Here is a 16,655-nt window from a genome sequence, read left to right as displayed (position 1 = left end):
CGGGTCGGCCGGCCCGGCGCCTCCGCCGGGGCGGCTCCGGTGGCATCCGGACCGCGCGAAAGCCACGGCAAAGCCACATAGATGAGGGGCGATATATGTCCACGGCCACCATGGGCCGGTCGCCTCGTGATTCTTAGGGTTGGTCGGCATGACGAGCCTTGAGGGGCGGACGGCCCTGGTCACGGGCGGGGGCAGTGGCATCGGCCGGGCATGCGCTCTCCGGCTCGCGGCCGCCGGCGCACACGTGATGGTCGCCGACATGAACGCCGAGAACGCCGCCGAGGTCGCCGCGGAGGTCGGCGGCACCCCGGTCGCCGTGGACCTGTCCGATCCGGATTTTCTGCGCGCCTGGCACGACGCGACGGCAGGATCCGCGCCGGCGGCGCCGTCACGGGAGCCGACGCCGTCGCCGCCGGACATCCGCATCTCCGACATCCGCATCGCGGCCGACATCGTCGTCAACAACGCGGGCTTCCAGCACGTCGCGCCGATCGAGGAGTTCCCGCCCGAGACCTTCGCCAAGATCCTCAAGGTGATGGTCGAGGCGCCCTTCCTGATCACCCGGGCCGTCCTGCCCGGCATGTACGAGCGGGGCTGGGGGCGGATCGTCAACATCTCCTCCGTGCACGGCATGCGCGCCTCGCCGTACAAGTCGGCGTATGTGACGGCCAAGCACGCCCTGGAGGGGTTGTCCAAGGTCATCGCGCTCGAGGGCGCACCCCACGGCGTGACCTCCAACTGTGTCAACCCCGCGTACGTGCGGACCCCGCTGGTGGAGAACCAGATCGCGGCGCAGGCGCGGACGCACGGGATCAGCCCGGACGAGGTCGTCGAGCGGATCATGCTGGCCCCGGCCGCGATCAAGCGGCTGGTGGAGCCGGAGGAGGTCGCCGAGCTGGTGGCCTATCTTTGCGGTTCACAGGGCTCGTTCATCACGGGAGCCTCAATCCCGCTCGACGGAGGATGGAGCGCGCACTAAGTGAACCCCTATCTCGAACTTCTGGTCCGTGAGGCGTCGGCCGTGGAGTTCGAGGGGCCGGTCCTCCAGGCCCGCGCGGCCGGTCTCGACACAGCCGAGCTGGAGGAGGACAAGGTCGCGGCCCTGAAGGTCCGGGCCATGCTGCGCAGGAGGGCGAAGCGGGAGGCCGAGCTGTCGGCCCTCTTCGACACCGCGGGCGACCTGGCCGGGCTGACCGACCTCGACGCCGTGCTGGAGGCGATCGTGCAGCGGGCCAGGCGGCTGCTGTCCACCGACATCGCCTACATGACGCTGCACGACTCCGAGCGCGGCGACACCTACATGCGGGTCACCGACGGCTCCATCTCGGCGCGCTTCCGGCAGCTACGGCTCGCGATGGGCGCGGGGCTCGGCGGGCTGGTCGCGCAGTCGGGCACGCCGTACAACACGGCGGACTACTTCGCGGACGAGCGACTGCGGCACACGCACACGATCGACGAGGCGGTGCACGAGGAGGGCCTGGTGGCCATCCTCGGCGTGCCGCTGCGGCTCGGCACCCAGGTCATCGGCGTGCTGTTCGCGGCGAACCGCAGCGCCCGGCCCTTCGTCCAGGAGGAGGTGGCGCTGCTCTGCTCGCTGGCCGCGCACGCCGCCGTCGCGATCGACACCGCGCGGCTGCTCCAGGAGACCCGGGCGGCGCTCGCCGAGCTGAGCGGGGCCAACACCGTGATCAGCGCGCACAGCGAGTCCATCGAGCGGGCCGCGGACGCGCACGACCGGATGACCGGGCTGGTGCTTCGCGGCGGCGGCGTCGAGGACGTCGCCGCGGTCGTCACCGAAGTGCTCGGAGGCACCGTCACGGTCCTCGACGAAGAGGGGCGCCCGCTCGTGGGCCAGGCGGCCGACCTCGACGCCGGCGTGTTCGACGCCGCCCAGTCCTCGCGCGCCCTCGGCCGTACGGTCAAACGCGGTGGCGCCTACGTGGCCTCGGTGGACGTGGGGGCGGCTCCGCTGTGCACGCTGGTGCTGCGGACCGACCAGTCCGTGGCCGCCGCCGACCAGCGCATCCTGGAGCGGGCCGCGATCGTCACGGCGCTGCTGCTGCTGTTCCGGCGCAGCGTGGCCGAGGCCGAGGGGCGGGTGCGCGGCGAGCTGCTCGACGACCTGATCTCCCGGCCCGACCTCGCCGGGCTCGGCGAGCGGGCGCGCAGGCTGGGCGTGGATCTCGACCGGCCGCATGTGCTCATCGTCACCCGCCACGAGGGGCAGCGGGAGCGCGCCGCCTTCTGGGCGTCGTCGCACGCCGCGCTCGCCCACGGTCTGGCCGCGGCGCGCGGAGACGAGGTGGTGCTGCTGCTGCCGGGGGACAAACCCGGCGTCGTCGCCCGTCGCGTCGCCCGCGAGCTGAGCTCCTCGCTCGGCCGTCCCGCCACCGCCGGGGCGGCGCGGGCGGCGACCGTGCCCGCCGCCTACCGCGAGGCGCAGCGCTGCGCCGACGCCCTGATCGCGCTCGGCCGGTCCGGGCACGGCGCGAGCGCGGACGAACTCGGCTTCGTCGGCCTGCTGATGGGCGAAGGGCGGGACGTCACGAGCTTCCTCACGTCCGGGCTCGGCCCGGTCCTGGACTACGACGGCCGGCGCGGGACGGCGCTGATCAAGACCCTGAACGCGTATTTCGGCGCGGGCGGCTCCCTGTCGCGCACGGCCGACGCCCTGCACATCCACGTGAACACGGTGACCCAGCGGCTCGACCGGGTGGCCCAGCTCCTCGGCCCCGACTGGCAGGAGCCGGAACGCGCCCTGGAGATCCAGCTCGCGCTGCGCCTGTACCGCCTCCGGAGCCACATAACCGACGGCTGAGGTATGTGCGAACCGGCCATAGGAGTGATATTCGTCACAGCATATGTTGGCCGAACCCCCCGAATTTGAGGAGTTCCCCGTGGCCAACGAAACACGGACCCCGATCGGCAAGGTGGTCAGCGCCAGCCTGATCGGCACCACGATCGAGTGGTACGACTTCTTCCTCTACGGCTCGGCCGCCGCGCTCGTGTTCAACAAGCTGTTCTTCCCGGCCGAGGACGCACTGACCGGCACGCTGCTGGCGTTCCTCACGTACGCCGTCGGCTTCCTCGCCCGGCCGCTCGGCGGCCTGGTCTTCGGCCATTACGGCGACCGGCTGGGCCGCAAGCGGCTGCTCGTGGTCAGCCTCCTGATGATGGGCGGCGCGACCGTCCTGATCGGCTGCCTGCCGACCTACGCCACCCTCGGCGCGGCGGCGCCGCTCCTGCTCACCACGCTGCGGCTGGTGCAGGGCTTCGCCCTCGGCGGCGAGTGGGGCGGCGCGGTCCTGCTGGTGTCCGAGCACGGCGACCCCAAGCGACGCGGCCTGTGGGCCTCCTGGCCGCAGGCCGGCGCGCCGGGAGGGAACCTGCTCGCGACCGCGGTGCTCGCGCTCCTCGCGGCGGTCCAGTCCGACGAGACGTTCCTCGCCTGGGGCTGGCGGATCCCGTTCCTGCTCTCCGGACTGCTCGTGCTGGTCGGACTGTGGATCCGGCTCACCGTCGCCGAGTCGCCCGTGTTCAAGGAGGCGCTGGCCAACCAGGCTCCCGCCCAGAAGGCCCCGATCGTCGATGTGCTGCGCCATCACTGGCGTGACGTCCTGGTGGCGATCGGCGCGCGGCTCGCCGAGAACGTCTCCTACTACGTGATCACCGCGTTCGTCCTCGTGTACGCCACCACCGCCGCGAACATGCCCAAGCAGACCGCGCTCAACGCGGTGCTGATCGCCTCCGCGGTCCACTTCGTCACCATCCCGATGTGGGGGGCGCTCTCCGACCGGCTGGGCCGCCGTCCCGTCTACCTGATCGGCGCGGTGGGCGTCGGCCTCTGGGCGTTCGCGTTCTTCCCGCTGATCGACAGCGGCTCCTTCGCCCTGGCGACGGTGGCGGTCACCGTCGGCCTGCTCTTCCACGGAGCGATGTACGGCCCGCAGGCCGCGTTCTTCTCCGAGCTGTTCGCCACGAGGATGCGCTACTCCGGAGTGTCCGTGGGTTACCAGCTCGCCTCGATCGTCGCCGGCGCGCTCGCCCCGATCATCGCGGTCGCGCTTCTCCAGGCGTACGGCTCCAGCGTGCCGATCGCCCTGTACGTCGCCGGCTCGGCGGTGCTCACGGTGATCGCGGTGGTCGCCGCCAAGGAGACCCGCGAGCGCGACCTGACCGCCATCGAGCCGACCTCCGGTCCTCGCCGGGCCTCCGCGGCCCACGCCGGCCAGGAGCCCTGAAAAGGGACGATGTGACACCCCGACCCCATCCATCTGGAGCCACACCATGATCTCAGCCGAGCGGATCACCACCGCGCGTTCGACGCTCAACGTCCTCTCCGTTCCGGAAACCACCGGCGAGCCCGTGCTGTTCGTGCACGGAAACGTGTCGTCCAGCGCCTTCTGGCGCTCGACCATGCTGGCCCTCGCGGACGCCCGGGACGGATCCCTGGACACGGCGCCGTCCGCGGGCTTCCGGCCGCTCGCCGTAGACCTGCGCGGGTTCGGCGACTCCGATCCCGCGCCGGTGGACGCGACCCGGGGGCTGCGCGACTACTCCGACGACGTCCTGTCGCTCCTCGACGTGATCGGCCCGGCCCACCTGGTGGGCTGGAGCATGGGCGGCGGCGTCGTCCTCCAGGCGCTCCGCGACCGGCCCGAGGCGGTCAGGAGCGCGACGCTGGTCAACCCGGTCTCGCCGTACGGGTTCGGCGGGACGGCGGGGCCGGACGGCGTGCTGACGCACCCGGACGGCACCGGCTCCGGTGCCGGCACGGCCAACCCCGACTTCGTCGCGGCGCTCCGGGCGGGCGACCGGTCGGCGGACGCGCCGGTGTCGCCGCGCAACGTGCTCCGCACGGCGTACGTGGTGCCGGGGACCGATCTGGGCGACGAGGAGGACGCCTTCGTCGAGTCGATGCTGTCCACCCGGCTGGGCGATGACCACTATCCGGGCGACACGGCCACCGCGGCCGCCTGGCCGGGCGTCGCCCCGGGCAAGCGGGGCGTGCTCAACACGATGGCGCCGACCAACTTCCGGATCGACGACCTGCACACCATCGATCCCAAGCCGCCCATCCTGTGGATCAGGGGCACGGAGGACGTGATCGTCTCCGACACGTCGCTGTTCGACCTGGCCCACCTCGGGGCGATCGGCGCGGTGCCCGGGTGGGACGACACCCCCGCCCAGCCGATGGTCACCCAGACGCGGGCGGTGCTCGACCGCTACGGGAACTACCGCGAGGTCGCGATCCCCGGCTGCGGCCACAGCCCGCACATCGAGAAGCCGGCCGAGTTCCGCGCGGCGCTCCTCGCTCAGCTGAGCGAGGCGTAACCCGGAATCCTGGCGGCGATCCTGCGGAACAGCGAGGGGGTGGGCCGCATCCCGGCGGGCCGCACCCTGACGTGCCCCCGGAGGCCCACCTCCAGCGTGAACCGCAGATCGACGTCCTTGCCCTCCGTCCGCAGCCCCGGCCGCCACGCGCCGGGGCCGAGGCAGCCCTCGCCGCCCAGCCTGCGTACGGGCACTTTCGCGATCAGCTGGCCGGCCACCCGTCCGGGCACCCCCGGCTCGACGAGCGCGGGGACCGTCATGCCGCGACCCCGGCCGCCCATCTGCCGGAGTACCAGCTCGACCGCCGGGCCGCCGCTCGGCGGCACGTACGGCACCGGCACCACGACGAAGACGTCATCGTCGCTGTGGGTGACGGAGGCGCGGGGTGACACCAGTGCGATGGACTCGGGGAAGGACTGCGGCTCGATGCAGACGCTGAGCTCGCCCCGCCCCGACCAGCACGGCACGACCAGCCGCCTGGGGTGGTCCGCGAGCACGCCCGCGCAGTTCATCGGCGCCTCCGCCCTGGCGACCCGGGTGCGGGCCGGGTGGACGCCGCGCATCCGCACGTGCACCTCCCACAGGCCGGGACGCAGCGGGCGCCCGAGCGCCGCGGAGCCGACGTCGAGCCGGGCCTGACCCGCGGCCCACACCCGGACCCCGTCGCCGTCGCGGCCGTGCTGGACCGTGCTGGTCACCGGGAGGAAGAAGACGACGCCGGACTGCGTGTCCCGGACGTAGACCTCCATGCGCGCCCGGCGCGCCGCCTCGGTCACGTCGGCGAGCTCCGGCGGGAGCAGTCCCTCGATCGGGGTCGGCGGCATCCAGTACAGCCGGTCGTTCTCGGCGTGGAACCGCAGCGGCGCGCCGGACGAGTCGACGATCTCGACGGCCAGGTCCATGGTCAGCACGCTCTGGTCCCAGCGCACCTCGTGCAGCTCGGCCCTCAGCCGGGTCCCGCGCGAGGCCGCGGCGAGCCGGGCCAGCTCCTCCTGCCGACCCGCCCGCAGCAGCGCGGCCCGGGCCCGAAGGTGCACCGGCAGGTACACGTCGAGCCGCGCCGGCACACGCTCGGCGGCGAGCTCCCTGAGCCGGGCGAACAGGACCGTGCGGCGGTGGTCGCCGGCCGCCTCGAACTGGGCGCCGCATAGGCGGCGGAGCCCGAGCACGCGGAACCAGTGCGCCTGGATCCGGTCGCGCCGCTGCCCGGGCTGCGTGTACGCCTCGACGATGTCGAGGATGGTCCGCAGCCCGGCGACCAGCGCCGCGGGATCCTCCGAACCCTCCTCCTCGGGGGAGGCGACATGGCAGCAGATCTGGCCGGCGTGGATGGCGACGGCCCTCGCGGCGAGGTAGGCGTGGGTGACGAACGCCTGCTCCGCCAGCAGGCGGTCGGGAAAGCGGATCTGGTGCTCGGCGAGGAAGCCCGTACGGAACAGCTTGTGCGCCGTCGGCAGGGCCAGCAGGCGGTCCCGGAGGATGTCCGCGCGCTCGCGGCTCCCGGTGAAGGCGGAGAGTGGCGTCCCCTCCCCCGCCAGCCTGCCGATGAGCACGTCGGCGCCGGACCGCATGGCCATGCCGTACATGTTCTGAAGAGCGCTGTGCTCGAGCCGGTCGTACTGGTTCATGAAGTACACGTAGTCGCCGCGGGCGACGGAGAGACCGACGTTGCGGCCCCGGGTGGGCCCGCCGCTGTGGTCCAGGTGCAGGACGCGCACGTTCGCGCGCACCGCGGCGACCGCGTCCAGCCGCTCGCGGGTCCCGTCCGTGGACCCGTCGTCCGCGAAGATCACTTCGTACTGCTCCGCGGGCAGCGACTGCTCCAGCAGGGAGCGGACGCACGCGTCGAAGGCGTCCGCCGGCCCGGGATCGCACACGGAGACCACAACACTGACCTTCACACCCATGTCGCCAAGGGTGCCCGTCAAGTGGAGCGGTCTCCGCAGTCTTGCCGAAAGGTCGACCAAACCTGACCGAGGCTAGGAACGCGGCTGAGTTACCAGCCGGTCAGTACCAGCCGGTGGCCTGGGAGTGGCCCCACGCGCCGCAGGGCGTCTTGTAGCGGCCGGCGATGTAGCCGAGACCCCACGTGATCTGCGTGGCGGCGTTGGTCTGCCAGTCGGCGCCGGCGCTGGCCATCTTGCTGCCCGGCAGCGACTGCGGGATGCCGTAGGCGCCGCTGTAGCGGTTCATGGCCCGCTCGTTCCAGTGGCTCTCCCTGTCCCAGAGGCGTTCCAGGCAGCCCCACTCGGAGTCGCCCCAGCCGCGCGCGGCGGCCATCTGCCGGCCGAGGGCCTTGTTGCTGCCGGGGTTGGGGGTGGAGCCGGGCGGGAAGTCGGCCGGGGTGAAGCCGCCACCGCCCGGCGCCTGCTTCGCGATCTTGACGGGATCGAGGTCCTTCAGGTTGTCGCGGTTCGTCTTCAGCCGGTCGGCTTTGAGCGACTGGGCGGCCTGCGCCTTCATCGCGTCGATCGCGGGGTTGGCGACGGACGGGTCTCCCGCGAGCAGATCGAGAGGGGACAGCGGCTGTGGCGGGGTGTTCGCGTTCTCGATGGCCGTACGGACGACGTACGTGGTGCCTGCGCCGACGAGGACCAGGGTCACGCCCAGGATGATGACGCGCTTGGGGGTCAGCAGGCTCGGACCCGACCGGCGCTTGGAACGGGAACGCGGCGCGCGCTCCTTCAGCTGCTGACCAGAACTCACGACCTATGAGCTTGCCCTGTCCCAGGGGGTACCGCGCAACCCAAACAATAAAGTCCGTTGGCGAATTCTTTGCCCTAACCGCCCAGTACGTGGGCTTTTCCGAAATATGTGATATTCATCACAGGGCAGGGGTCCGCCCTTCGGACCCCCGCACCGAAGGGAGGACCCTTCGCGAGCCTCCCCCCTGTTCGTCCTGACCAGGTGCGTGTCACGTTACGGTTTCATGACACCCAAAGGAATTCCCGACATACGGACCATAATGTCCGCGTGGCTGGCATCCTCCTGGTCGAAGACGACCCCTCCGTCCGTACGGGGCTCGAGCTCGCGCTCGCCCGCCAAGGCCACTCCGTGACCGCGTACGCGACGGGAGAGGAGGCCCTGGCCCACGTACGGGCCCGGCGCCCGGAGATCGTGATCCTCGACGTGATGCTGCCCGGCATCGACGGGGTCGAGGTGTGCCGCCGCATCCGCAAGCTGGACTCGCTGCCGGTCATCCTGCTCACCGCGCGCGGAGACGATCTCGACGTGGTCGTGGGCCTGGAGGCGGGGGCCGACGACTACGTCGTCAAGCCGGTCGAGCCCCGGGTGCTCGACGCGCGGATCCGCGCCGTCCTGCGACGGCTGGAGTCCGCCTCGTCCGACCGGATCAGCTTCGGCGACCTGATGGTGGACCGGGGCGCGCTGAAGGTGACGCTCGAAGGACGCGAGATCCACCTCACCCCGACGGAGCTGCGTCTCCTGCTCGAACTGGTCCGCCACCCGGGCCAGGTGCTCAACCGCCGTCACCTCCTCAGGACCGTGTGGGACCACTCCCACGTCGCCGACTCGCGGCTGGTCGACGCCTGCGTGCAGCGGATCAGGGCCAAGATAGAGCCGGTGCCGGCCGAGCCGGTCTTCATCCACACCGTCCGCGGCTTCGGGTACCGCTTCAGCCCGCCATGAGCTGGATTCCCACCGGCCTGCGGGGCCGGCTGGTGGTCACCTTCCTCCTGGTGGCGATCACCGCCTCCGTGTCGGTGGCCGGGCTCGGCTACCAGCTCGTCCGCCGGGAGCTGCTGGACCGGGTGCAGCGGATCTCGGTCTCCGACGTCCGCGAAACGCTGTCCCGGGTCACCCTCCCGGTCGGCGCCAGCGACGTCGTGTGGCCGAGCGACACCACGGTCACGGACGAGGACCTGGCCGACCTCGTCAACGCGCTCACCGGGGCCGACCGCGCGGTCATCGTCACGTACGGCGGTCACCAGAGCACCAGCCGGGGCGCGCCGTTCACCCTGACCGACGTGCCCGACCAGCTCCGCTGGCAGGCCACCCGGCGTCTGGTCTACCAGCGGATCAGGCTGAAGGACCGGCCGTGGCTGCTGATCGCCACCCAGATTTACCGCGCCAACCAGAACGGCTCCTTGCGCGGCACCGGCCTGAGCGCGTACGTCTTCGTCTCGCTGAGCGACGAGGAGGGCGTGCTCAAGCGGCTGCGCGGCTCGCTCCTCCAGGCCGGCGGGATCACGCTGGCCATCGCGCTCACCGTGGCCCTGCTGTCGGCCTGGCGGGTGCTGCTCCCGGTGCGCAGGCTCGGTACCGCCGCCCGCATGCTCGGCGCGGGCGAGCTGCACATCCGGCTCCCCGTACGCGGGAAGGACGAGCTGGCCGAGCTCACCGCCATCTTCAACGAGACGGCGGAGGCGCTGGAGGAGAAGGTGTCCGAGCTGCGCACCCTGGAGGCGATGTCCCGGCGCTTCGTCGCCGACGTCTCGCACGAGCTGCGCACGCCCCTCACCGCGATGACCGCGGTGACGGACATGCTCTCCGAGGAGGCGGACGGCCTGCCGGACGACGCGGGCGAGGCGGTGCGCATCGTCCTCCACGAGATAGACCGGCTCAAGACCCTCGTGGAGCACCTCATCGAGGTCAGCCGTTTCGACTCCGGCGCCGCCGTGCTCCGCCGGGAGAGCGTGGACGTGGGCGACGCGCTGGCCGACTGCCTGGAGGTGCGCGGGTGGGCCGACCAGGTCAACCTCACCGTGCCGATCGGGCTGATGTTCTCCCTCGACCCGCGGCGATTCGACGTGATCGTCGCCAACCTCGTCGGCAACGCCCTGCACCACGGGGCCCAGCCGGTGCTGCTGAGCGCCAGGGTACGGCCCAGCGGCCTCCAGGTGACCGTACGGGACCACGGGGAGGGCATCCCCGAGCGGTCGCTCCCCCACGTCTTCGAGCGTTTCTACAAGGCGGGCACGGGCCGGGCGCGCAGCGTCGGCAGCGGCCTCGGGCTGTCCATCGCCAAGGCCAACGCCGAGTTGCACCGCGGCACGATCGAGGTCAGACGATGCGAGCCCGGAACCCTCTTCACGTTGTGGATCCCGGCGCCATGACCCGCACCATGCCCCCTGCCATGCCCCGCGTGATGACCCAGCCGGCCCAGGCCCGCACTGTGCTGGCCCGCGCCGTGGGCCGTACTGCGGTGGTCGCGCTGCTCGTCATCGCGATCACGGCGTGCGGGGTCGATCCGACCAGGGTGTTCGACGGGGGGCCGCCTCCGGCCATCAGCGACGCCTCGACGCTCGTACGCGTCTACCTCGTCCGGTCCGGGCGGCTGGAGGCCACCAGCGTGGCCGCGACCTCCGCGCACGTCAACGACGTGCTCTCCGCCCTGTTCGGGGCCGGTCGGCGCCCGCCGCGCGGCGTCAGCACGGCCCTGTCCCGCATGCGGCTGGCCCAGGTCCAGCTCGTGCGGTACACGCGCGATCCGGCGAGCCACAACGACCCGGACAGCGCCGGCCTGCGGCTGCGGGTGTTCGTCAGCGGGCCGAGGATGTCCAGGATCGCGATGGCCCAGATCACCTGTACGGCGCGGCTGCGCCCGGAGATCTGGGCCGTGGAGATCGCGCAGGGCGAGGCCGGGACCCTGAAGATCCACACCTGCCGGGAGTACTGGGACCTGGCCCCGGAGAACGGCCATCTCCCGCCGTGACCCCCGGGCCAGGTGTCCCGCCATGACTCCCGAGCCGGGTATCAGAAGGTGATGTCCTCCAGCATCTCGGTCACCAGGGCGGCGATCTGCGACCGCTCCGACCTGGTGAGGGTGATGTGGGCGAACAGCGGGTGCCCCTTGAGCTTCTCGACCACCGCGACGACGCCGTCGTGCCGGCCGACGCGGAGGTTGTCGCGCTGGGCGATGTCGTGGGTGAGCACCACCCGCGAGTTGGCGCCGATGCGCGACAGCACCGTGAGGAGGACCCCGCGCTCCAGCGACTGCGCCTCGTCCACGATGACGAACGCGTCGTGCAGCGACCGGCCGCGGATGTGGGTGAGCGGGAGGACCTCCAGCATCCCCCGGTCCAAAACCTCCTCGATCACCTCGGGCGTGGTCACCGCGCCGAGGGTGTCGTAGACGGCCTGGGCCCAGGGGCCCATCTTCTCGTTCTCGGAGCCCGGGAGGTATCCGAGCTCCTGGCCGCCCACGGCGTACAGCGGGCGGAAGACGATGACCTTGCGGTGCTGGCGGCGCTCCAGGACGGCCTCCAGGCCCGCGCAGAGGGCCAGGGCCGACTTCCCGGTGCCCGCGCGTCCCCCCATGGAGACGATGCCCACCTCGGGGTCCATGAGGATGTCGAGCGCGATCCGCTGCTCCGCCGACCGGCCGTGCAGGCCGAAGACCTCACGGTCGCCCCGGACCAGCCGTACGGACTTGTCCGGCATGACGCGGCCGAGCGCGGAGCCGCGGCTGGAGAGCAGCCGCAGGCCGGTGTGGCAGGGGAGGTCGCGCGCCTCCTCCAGGTCGGCGCTGCCGCTCTCGAAGAGGGCCTCGACGTCCTCCGTGGTCACCTGGAGCTCGGCCATGCCGGTCCAGCCGGACTCGACCACCATCCCGGCGCGGTACTCCTCCGCGGCGAGGCCGATCGAGGCGGCCTTGACGCGCATGGGCAGGTCCTTCGAGACGAGCACCACGTCGCAGCCCTCGGCCGCCAGGTTCTGCGCGACCGTGAGGATGCGGGTGTCGTTGTCACCGAGCCGGAAGCCCGCCGGAAGGACCGACGGGTCGCTGTGGTTGAGCTCGACCCGGATGGTGCCCTCGCCGATCGGCATGGGCTCGTCCAGGCGACCGTGCCGCACCCTGAGGTCGTCGAGGAAGCGCAGTGCTTCACGGGCGAAGTAGCCGAGTTCGGGATGGTGCCGCTTGGCCTCCAGCTCCGTGACGACGACGACCGGGATGACGACCTCGTGCTCGGCGAAGCGGCTCATCGCCGCCGGGTCGGCGAGCAGGACAGAGGTGTCCAGGATGTAGGTGCGGGTTGGGTTACTCGAGGACTGTGCCACGCGTTCTCCCCCGGGCGCCGGGGTAAGGCGCCCTGCCGTGAATGGTGGTGAACGGACCGGACCCGTGCCCTGGGGAAGCGGACCGGGACTCCGGCCCCCCTCACGACCAAGGACAGGCCCTCTCCCACTACGGTACGTAACGTTCCCTTTGATCCCAAGAGCTGAACCGTGACCGAAAGGGAGCGTTCACGTGCCGTTTCAGGAACCGTACCGACGGTGCCGCGCGGCGTACGAGCGGAGCGCCCGCAGGAAGTCGACTCTGCGGAAGTCAGGCCAGTAGGCCTCGCAGAAGTAGAACTCGGAGTGAGCGCTCTGCCAGAGCAGGAATCCGGAGAGTCGCAGCTCTCCCGACGTCCGGATGACGAGGTCCGGGTCGGGCAGCCCGCGCGTGTAGAGATGCTCCGCGATGTGCTCCACGTCGAGGACCTCGACGAGGTCCTCGATGCTCGCGCCCTTGCTGGCGTGCTCCTGGAGGAGAGAGCGCACCGCATCAGCGATCTCACGTCTTCCTCCATACCCAACGGCCACGTTCACAATCAGGCCAGGGCGGTGCGATGTGGCTTCTTTTGCATCTTTCAGGACACGAGCCGTGTGATCGGGCAAGAGGTCCAGCGAGCCCATGGGGTTGACGTGCCATCCCTGCTCGACGAGGTCGCGCACCAGGCCCTCGATCACCTGGAGCAGGGGCTGGAGCTCGGCCTGGTCACGGGAGAGGTTGTCGGTGGAGAGCAGCCACAGCGTCACGTACTCGACGCCGGCCTCCCGGCACCACCCCAGGAGTTCGCTGATCTTGTCGGCGCCCTTCTGGTGCCCGCGGTTCACGTCCCGCAGGCCCATCGCCCTGGCCCACCGCCGATTGCCGTCGACGATCACGCCGACATGCCGGGGGATCAGTGCCGTGCTGCCGGGTCCGGAGAGCTTCCGCTCGAGCCTGCGCTCGTACAGCTTGTACACGAGATCGCGCACGCCCATGCAAGTCCTCTTCCCTCGCGACCCGGTGGCTCCGGTCAATTATCGGGGCCGCGACACCCTGACTGCTCCGTTCACGACGTTGCCGTTACGTTCCATCTCGAACCTCGCGCCCAGCCGTTCCTCGGCGTCACCGACGAGACCTGCGACGAAGGCGGCCAGGCGGCCCGAGGTCAGCTCCGCGCGCAGGCCGACGCCGCTCGTGCCCCACGCCTCCAGGTAGGCCCTGCGGGTGACCCGCCATTCGCCCAGCGGAGCGCGGCCGCGCCGCCGCGCGGGGATCCATGAGGACATCGTCCGCACCTGGCAGCGCAGTTCGCCGCCGCCGACCACGTCGCCCCTGCTCCGGTAGCGGAAGGCGAACAGCTCGCCCTCGCCGCCGGGGAAGCGGTCCTCCGGATCCGGCCAGTCACCGGCCAGGGGACCGCCGTCCGCTCTCGCGTCCGCGATCACCCTGGCCATCCTGGCCAGAAACCAGCCGCACCGCTCCCCGACCGTTCCGTACGGCACACCGTCCCGGTACAGGTCCAGCGTCACCTCGTACGGAACGCCGAGCCTGTCCCGGCACGGCACCGGATTAACGGCAAGGTATGAGCCGTCCACGCACCGTAGCCCCTGCACGTTTCACACGCTAGCCGCGACAACTCGCCGCTAACACCCCAAAACGGGCAAGTCAGAGTTAGCCGAGCCGCGCGACGAGGGCGCGGTACTCGTCCCAGAGCTCCTTGGGCAGGTTGTCGCCGAAGGTCTCGAAGAAGGACGGCACGAGCGCCGCCTCCTCGCGCCACACCTCGGGGTCGACGCTGAGCAGCTCCGCCATGTCGCTCTCGGAGACGTCCAGGCCCTCGGTGTCCAGCCCGGCGGGCAGGTTGCCGATCGGGCTCGGCACGGCGTCCTCCTGGCCGTTCAGCCGGCCGACGATCCACTTGAGCACCCGGCTGTTCTCGCCGAAGCCCGGCCACAGGAAGCGGCCGTTCGCGTCCTTGCGGAACCAGTTGACGTAGTAGATCCGCGGCAGCTTGGCGGCGTCCGCCTGCTGACCGATCTTGATCCAGTGGGCGAAGTAGTCGCCCATGTTGTAGCCGCAGAACGGCAGCATCGCGAAGGGGTCGCGGCGCAGCTCGCCGACCTTGCCCTCGGCCGCCGCGGTCTTCTCGGAGGCCACGTTGGCGCCGAGGAAGACACCCTGCTGCCAGCTCAGCGACTCGGTCACCAGCGGGACCGCGGTCGCCCGGCGCCCGCCGAACAGGATGGCCGAGATCGGCACGCCCGCCGGGTCCTGCCACTCCGGAGCGATCGTCGGGCACTGCCCGGCCGGGGTGGTGAAGCGCGCGTTCGGGTGCGCGGCCGGCTCGCCGGACTCCGGCGTCCAGGAGCGGCCCTTCCAGTCGGTGAGGTGGGCCGGCGGCTCGTCGGTGAGGCCCTCCCACCACACGTCGCCGTCGTCGGTCAGCGCGACGTTGGTGAAGATGCTGTTGCCCCAGAGGGTCTCGATCGCGTTGGCGTTGGTGGACTCGCCGGTCCCGGGCGCCACGCCGAAGAACCCCGCCTCGGGGTTGATGGCGTGCAGGCGGCCGTCGGGGCCGAAGCGCATCCACGCGATGTCGTCGCCGATCGTCTCGACCTTCCAGCCGGGGATCGTCGGCTGGAGCATGGCGAGGTTGGTCTTGCCGCACGCCGACGGGAACGCCGCGGCGACGTACCGCGCCTCACCCTGCGGGGGCGTGAGCTTGAGGATGAGCATGTGCTCGGCCAGCCAGCCCTCGTCCCTGGCCATGACGCTGGCGATCCGCAGCGCGTAGCACTTCTTCCCGAGCAGCGCGTTGCCGCCGTAGCCCGAGCCGTACGACCAGATCTCGCGGGTCTCCGGGAAGTGGCTGATGTACTTGGTCTCGCTGCACGGCCACGGCACGTCCTCCTGGCCGGCGGCCAGCGGGGCGCCCACGGAGTGGACGGCCTTGACGAACTCGCCGCGCTCCTCGATCAGGCGCAGCGCCTCCTCACCCATGCGGGTCATGATCCGCATGGACACCGCCACGTACGGCGAGTCGGTGATCTCAACGCCGAGCTGCGAGATGGTGCCGCCGAGAGGTCCCATGCAGAACGGCACGACGTACATCGTGCGGCCGCGCATGCATCCCTTGAACAGTTCGCCGAACGTCCGCCGCATCTCGGCGGGGGCGATCCAGTTGTTCGTCGGCCCCGCGTCCTCGGCCCGCTCCGAGCAGATGTACGTGCGGTCCTCGACCCGGGCGACGTCGCTCGGGTCCGAGGTCGCGAGGAAGCTGTTGGGCCGCTGGGCGAGCCGCGTGAGGGTGCCCTGTTTGACGAGCAGGTTCGTCAGACGGGTCCACTCGGCCTCGGAACCGTCGCACCATTCGACCCTGTCGGGCTGGGTCAGCTCGGCGATCTCCCTGACCCAGGCGGCCAACTCGGCGTGAGTCGTCGGAACGCGCACCTCTGCTGATACGGACACGGAACCGGCTCCTTTTTCTCGAAGGACCAAATCATCATTGACGACGAATGGCCGCGGAATCCAATTGGCGTAGACCACGCCCATATCCGGCGGCATTCGGGTCCACACGGCTCCGTAATGGAGTTTGGCCAGGCAGGAGCCGTGACGGTTCGTGGAGCCTACCCAGTGGATAGCGCCTTAAAGAAACGAGTTCCGACCGCTCGATCAACTCCGTCCGACGATATTGGTATAGGCCATCGCCAGTGGTCTAGGCCATTTTCGCAATTGGTTTAGTCCACGTGCTCCGGCCCGGCGGCGCGGACCCGGTCCACGTGCTGCAGGGCATCCCGCAGGTCAGCGAGCCAGGTGTCGGTGTGCCGGCCCACGAGACGGACGCACCAGGCCAGCGCGTCACTGCGGCTGCGGGCGACCCCAGCGGCGACAAGAGTGTCGAGGACCTGCCGCTCCGGCTGCCGCAACCGGGTCATAACTGGAACCGACAACGTGGTGAACATCACTCTCTCGCCCTCGACGACGATCCCCCAGGAGACCTTCCGGCGGAACCGGCGCTCCGCCTCGCGGGCGATCTCGATCCGGCGCTCCCTGGTTTCCTCGCGGAACCGCTCGACGTAGCCCTCCAGAGCGGCGGAACGCTCCAACTCGGGCAGCCCGCGCGCCACCGTCAGCGGGGGGACGACGCCGACGACGGCGATCTCCTCGCGGTCCAGCACCACTTCGGGCGCCTCGGTGAACCAGCCCTCCGGCAGGCGTCCGGCGAACCAGCCTCGCAACTGCTCTTCTGTATCCATGTAATCGAGATTACAACCACATCCTCGCGATGGCCAGGCATTGACAGTGGGCATTCTTTTGGTAGTTA

At 70.9% G+C, this 16,655-nt stretch carries 14 protein-coding genes; 7 read left to right on the top strand and 7 right to left on the bottom strand.

The window, feature by feature from the left end:
* Positions 1-148 precede the first annotated feature (148 nt).
* Genes QSK17_RS08600 through QSK17_RS08585 form a run of 4 tightly spaced genes read left to right on the top strand, consistent with a single transcriptional unit; the run spans position 149 to position 5,334 of the window.
* Positions 149-979, top strand: a complete 831-nt coding sequence (locus tag QSK17_RS08600; RefSeq protein ID WP_285703999.1) for an SDR family oxidoreductase — start codon at positions 149-151, stop codon at positions 977-979.
* Positions 980-2,818, top strand: coding sequence for a helix-turn-helix domain-containing protein (locus QSK17_RS08595; RefSeq protein WP_285703997.1), 1,839 nt, complete (start codon positions 980-982; stop codon positions 2,816-2,818). It abuts the gene before it with no gap.
* A gap of 43 nt (positions 2,819-2,861) precedes the next feature.
* On the top strand, positions 2,862-4,241 hold the full coding sequence (locus tag QSK17_RS08590; protein ID WP_502889166.1) for an MFS transporter: 1,380 nt from the start codon (positions 2,862-2,864) through the stop codon (positions 4,239-4,241).
* 46 nt (positions 4,242-4,287) lie between these two features.
* Positions 4,288-5,334, top strand: a complete 1,047-nt coding sequence (locus tag QSK17_RS08585) for an alpha/beta fold hydrolase (RefSeq protein ID WP_285703995.1) — start codon at positions 4,288-4,290, stop codon at positions 5,332-5,334.
* Here QSK17_RS08585 and QSK17_RS08580 read toward each other — a convergent pair.
* Both QSK17_RS08580 and QSK17_RS08575 read right to left on the bottom strand, forming a co-directional pair.
* Complete coding sequence (locus QSK17_RS08580; protein ID WP_285703994.1) at positions 5,316-7,241, bottom strand: glycosyltransferase family 2 protein; 1,926 nt, start codon at positions 7,239-7,241, stop codon at positions 5,316-5,318. The two genes, QSK17_RS08585 and QSK17_RS08580, sit on opposite strands and share 19 nt — an antisense overlap.
* Before the next feature lie 100 nt (positions 7,242-7,341).
* A complete protein-coding gene (locus QSK17_RS08575; protein ID WP_285703993.1) occupies positions 7,342-8,040 on the bottom strand; it encodes an aggregation-promoting factor C-terminal-like domain-containing protein in 699 nt (232 codons plus the stop codon).
* A 267-nt stretch (positions 8,041-8,307) separates the two neighbouring features.
* Between QSK17_RS08575 and QSK17_RS08570 the strand changes: the two genes are divergently transcribed.
* Genes QSK17_RS08570 through QSK17_RS08560 form a run of 3 tightly spaced genes read left to right on the top strand, consistent with a single transcriptional unit; the run spans position 8,308 to position 11,008 of the window.
* Complete coding sequence (locus QSK17_RS08570) at positions 8,308-8,982, top strand: response regulator (RefSeq protein WP_285703992.1); 675 nt, start codon at positions 8,308-8,310, stop codon at positions 8,980-8,982.
* Positions 8,979-10,409, top strand: a complete 1,431-nt coding sequence (locus tag QSK17_RS08565) for an ATP-binding protein (RefSeq protein ID WP_285703991.1) — start codon at positions 8,979-8,981, stop codon at positions 10,407-10,409. Before QSK17_RS08570 ends, QSK17_RS08565 begins: the two co-directional genes overlap by 4 nt.
* A complete protein-coding gene (locus QSK17_RS08560) occupies positions 10,406-11,008 on the top strand; it encodes a hypothetical protein (protein WP_285703990.1) in 603 nt (200 codons plus the stop codon). The genes QSK17_RS08565 and QSK17_RS08560 overlap by 4 nt, the downstream gene beginning before the upstream one ends.
* A 41-nt stretch (positions 11,009-11,049) precedes the next feature.
* Here QSK17_RS08560 and phoH2 read toward each other — a convergent pair whose 3' ends face one another.
* The 5 genes from phoH2 to abmR all read right to left on the bottom strand — a co-directional run bounded on the left by phoH2 (position 11,050) and on the right by abmR (position 16,587).
* A complete protein-coding gene (phoH2, locus tag QSK17_RS08555; protein ID WP_285703988.1) occupies positions 11,050-12,354 on the bottom strand; it encodes an RNA 5'-3' helicase PhoH2 in 1,305 nt (434 codons plus the stop codon).
* Between the two features lie 198 nt (positions 12,355-12,552).
* Positions 12,553-13,326, bottom strand: a complete 774-nt coding sequence (locus QSK17_RS08550) for an isoprenyl transferase (RefSeq protein ID WP_285703987.1) — start codon at positions 13,324-13,326, stop codon at positions 12,553-12,555.
* 39 nt (positions 13,327-13,365) lie between these two features.
* Complete coding sequence (locus QSK17_RS08545) at positions 13,366-13,944, bottom strand: hypothetical protein (protein ID WP_285703986.1); 579 nt, start codon at positions 13,942-13,944, stop codon at positions 13,366-13,368.
* A 58-nt stretch (positions 13,945-14,002) separates the two neighbouring features.
* A complete protein-coding gene (locus QSK17_RS08540) occupies positions 14,003-15,799 on the bottom strand; it encodes a phosphoenolpyruvate carboxykinase (GTP) (RefSeq protein ID WP_285703985.1) in 1,797 nt (598 codons plus the stop codon).
* A gap of 269 nt (positions 15,800-16,068) precedes the next feature.
* Complete coding sequence (abmR, locus tag QSK17_RS08535) at positions 16,069-16,587, bottom strand: ATP-binding transcription factor AbmR (protein ID WP_285703984.1); 519 nt, start codon at positions 16,585-16,587, stop codon at positions 16,069-16,071.
* Between the last annotated feature and the right edge of the window lie 68 nt (positions 16,588-16,655).

The organism is Microtetraspora sp. NBRC 16547, from assembly GCF_030268965.1.
GTDB lineage: Bacteria > Actinomycetota > Actinomycetes > Streptosporangiales > Streptosporangiaceae > Microtetraspora.
This window is presented reverse-complemented; position numbering and strand designations above follow the sequence as displayed.

What these genes read in the sequence shown, in the direction of transcription:
- QSK17_RS08600 (WP_285703999.1), top strand. Translation starts at nt 149, where the DNA reads ATGACGAGCCTTGAGGGGCGGACGGCCCTGGTCACGGGCGGGGGCAGT.
- QSK17_RS08590 (WP_502889166.1), top strand. Translation starts at nt 2,862, where the DNA reads ATGTTGGCCGAACCCCCCGAATTTGAGGAGTTCCCCGTGGCCAACGAA.
- QSK17_RS08585 (WP_285703995.1), top strand. Translation starts at nt 4,288, where the DNA reads ATGATCTCAGCCGAGCGGATCACCACCGCGCGTTCGACGCTCAACGTC.
- QSK17_RS08580 (WP_285703994.1), bottom strand. Translation starts at nt 7,241, where the DNA reads ATGGGTGTGAAGGTCAGTGTTGTGGTCTCCGTGTGCGATCCCGGGCCG.
- QSK17_RS08565 (WP_285703991.1), top strand. Translation starts at nt 8,979, where the DNA reads ATGAGCTGGATTCCCACCGGCCTGCGGGGCCGGCTGGTGGTCACCTTC.
- QSK17_RS08560 (WP_285703990.1), top strand. Translation starts at nt 10,406, where the DNA reads ATGACCCGCACCATGCCCCCTGCCATGCCCCGCGTGATGACCCAGCCG.
- QSK17_RS08550 (WP_285703987.1), bottom strand. Translation starts at nt 13,326, where the DNA reads ATGGGCGTGCGCGATCTCGTGTACAAGCTGTACGAGCGCAGGCTCGAG.
- abmR (WP_285703984.1), bottom strand. Translation starts at nt 16,587, where the DNA reads ATGGATACAGAAGAGCAGTTGCGAGGCTGGTTCGCCGGACGCCTGCCG.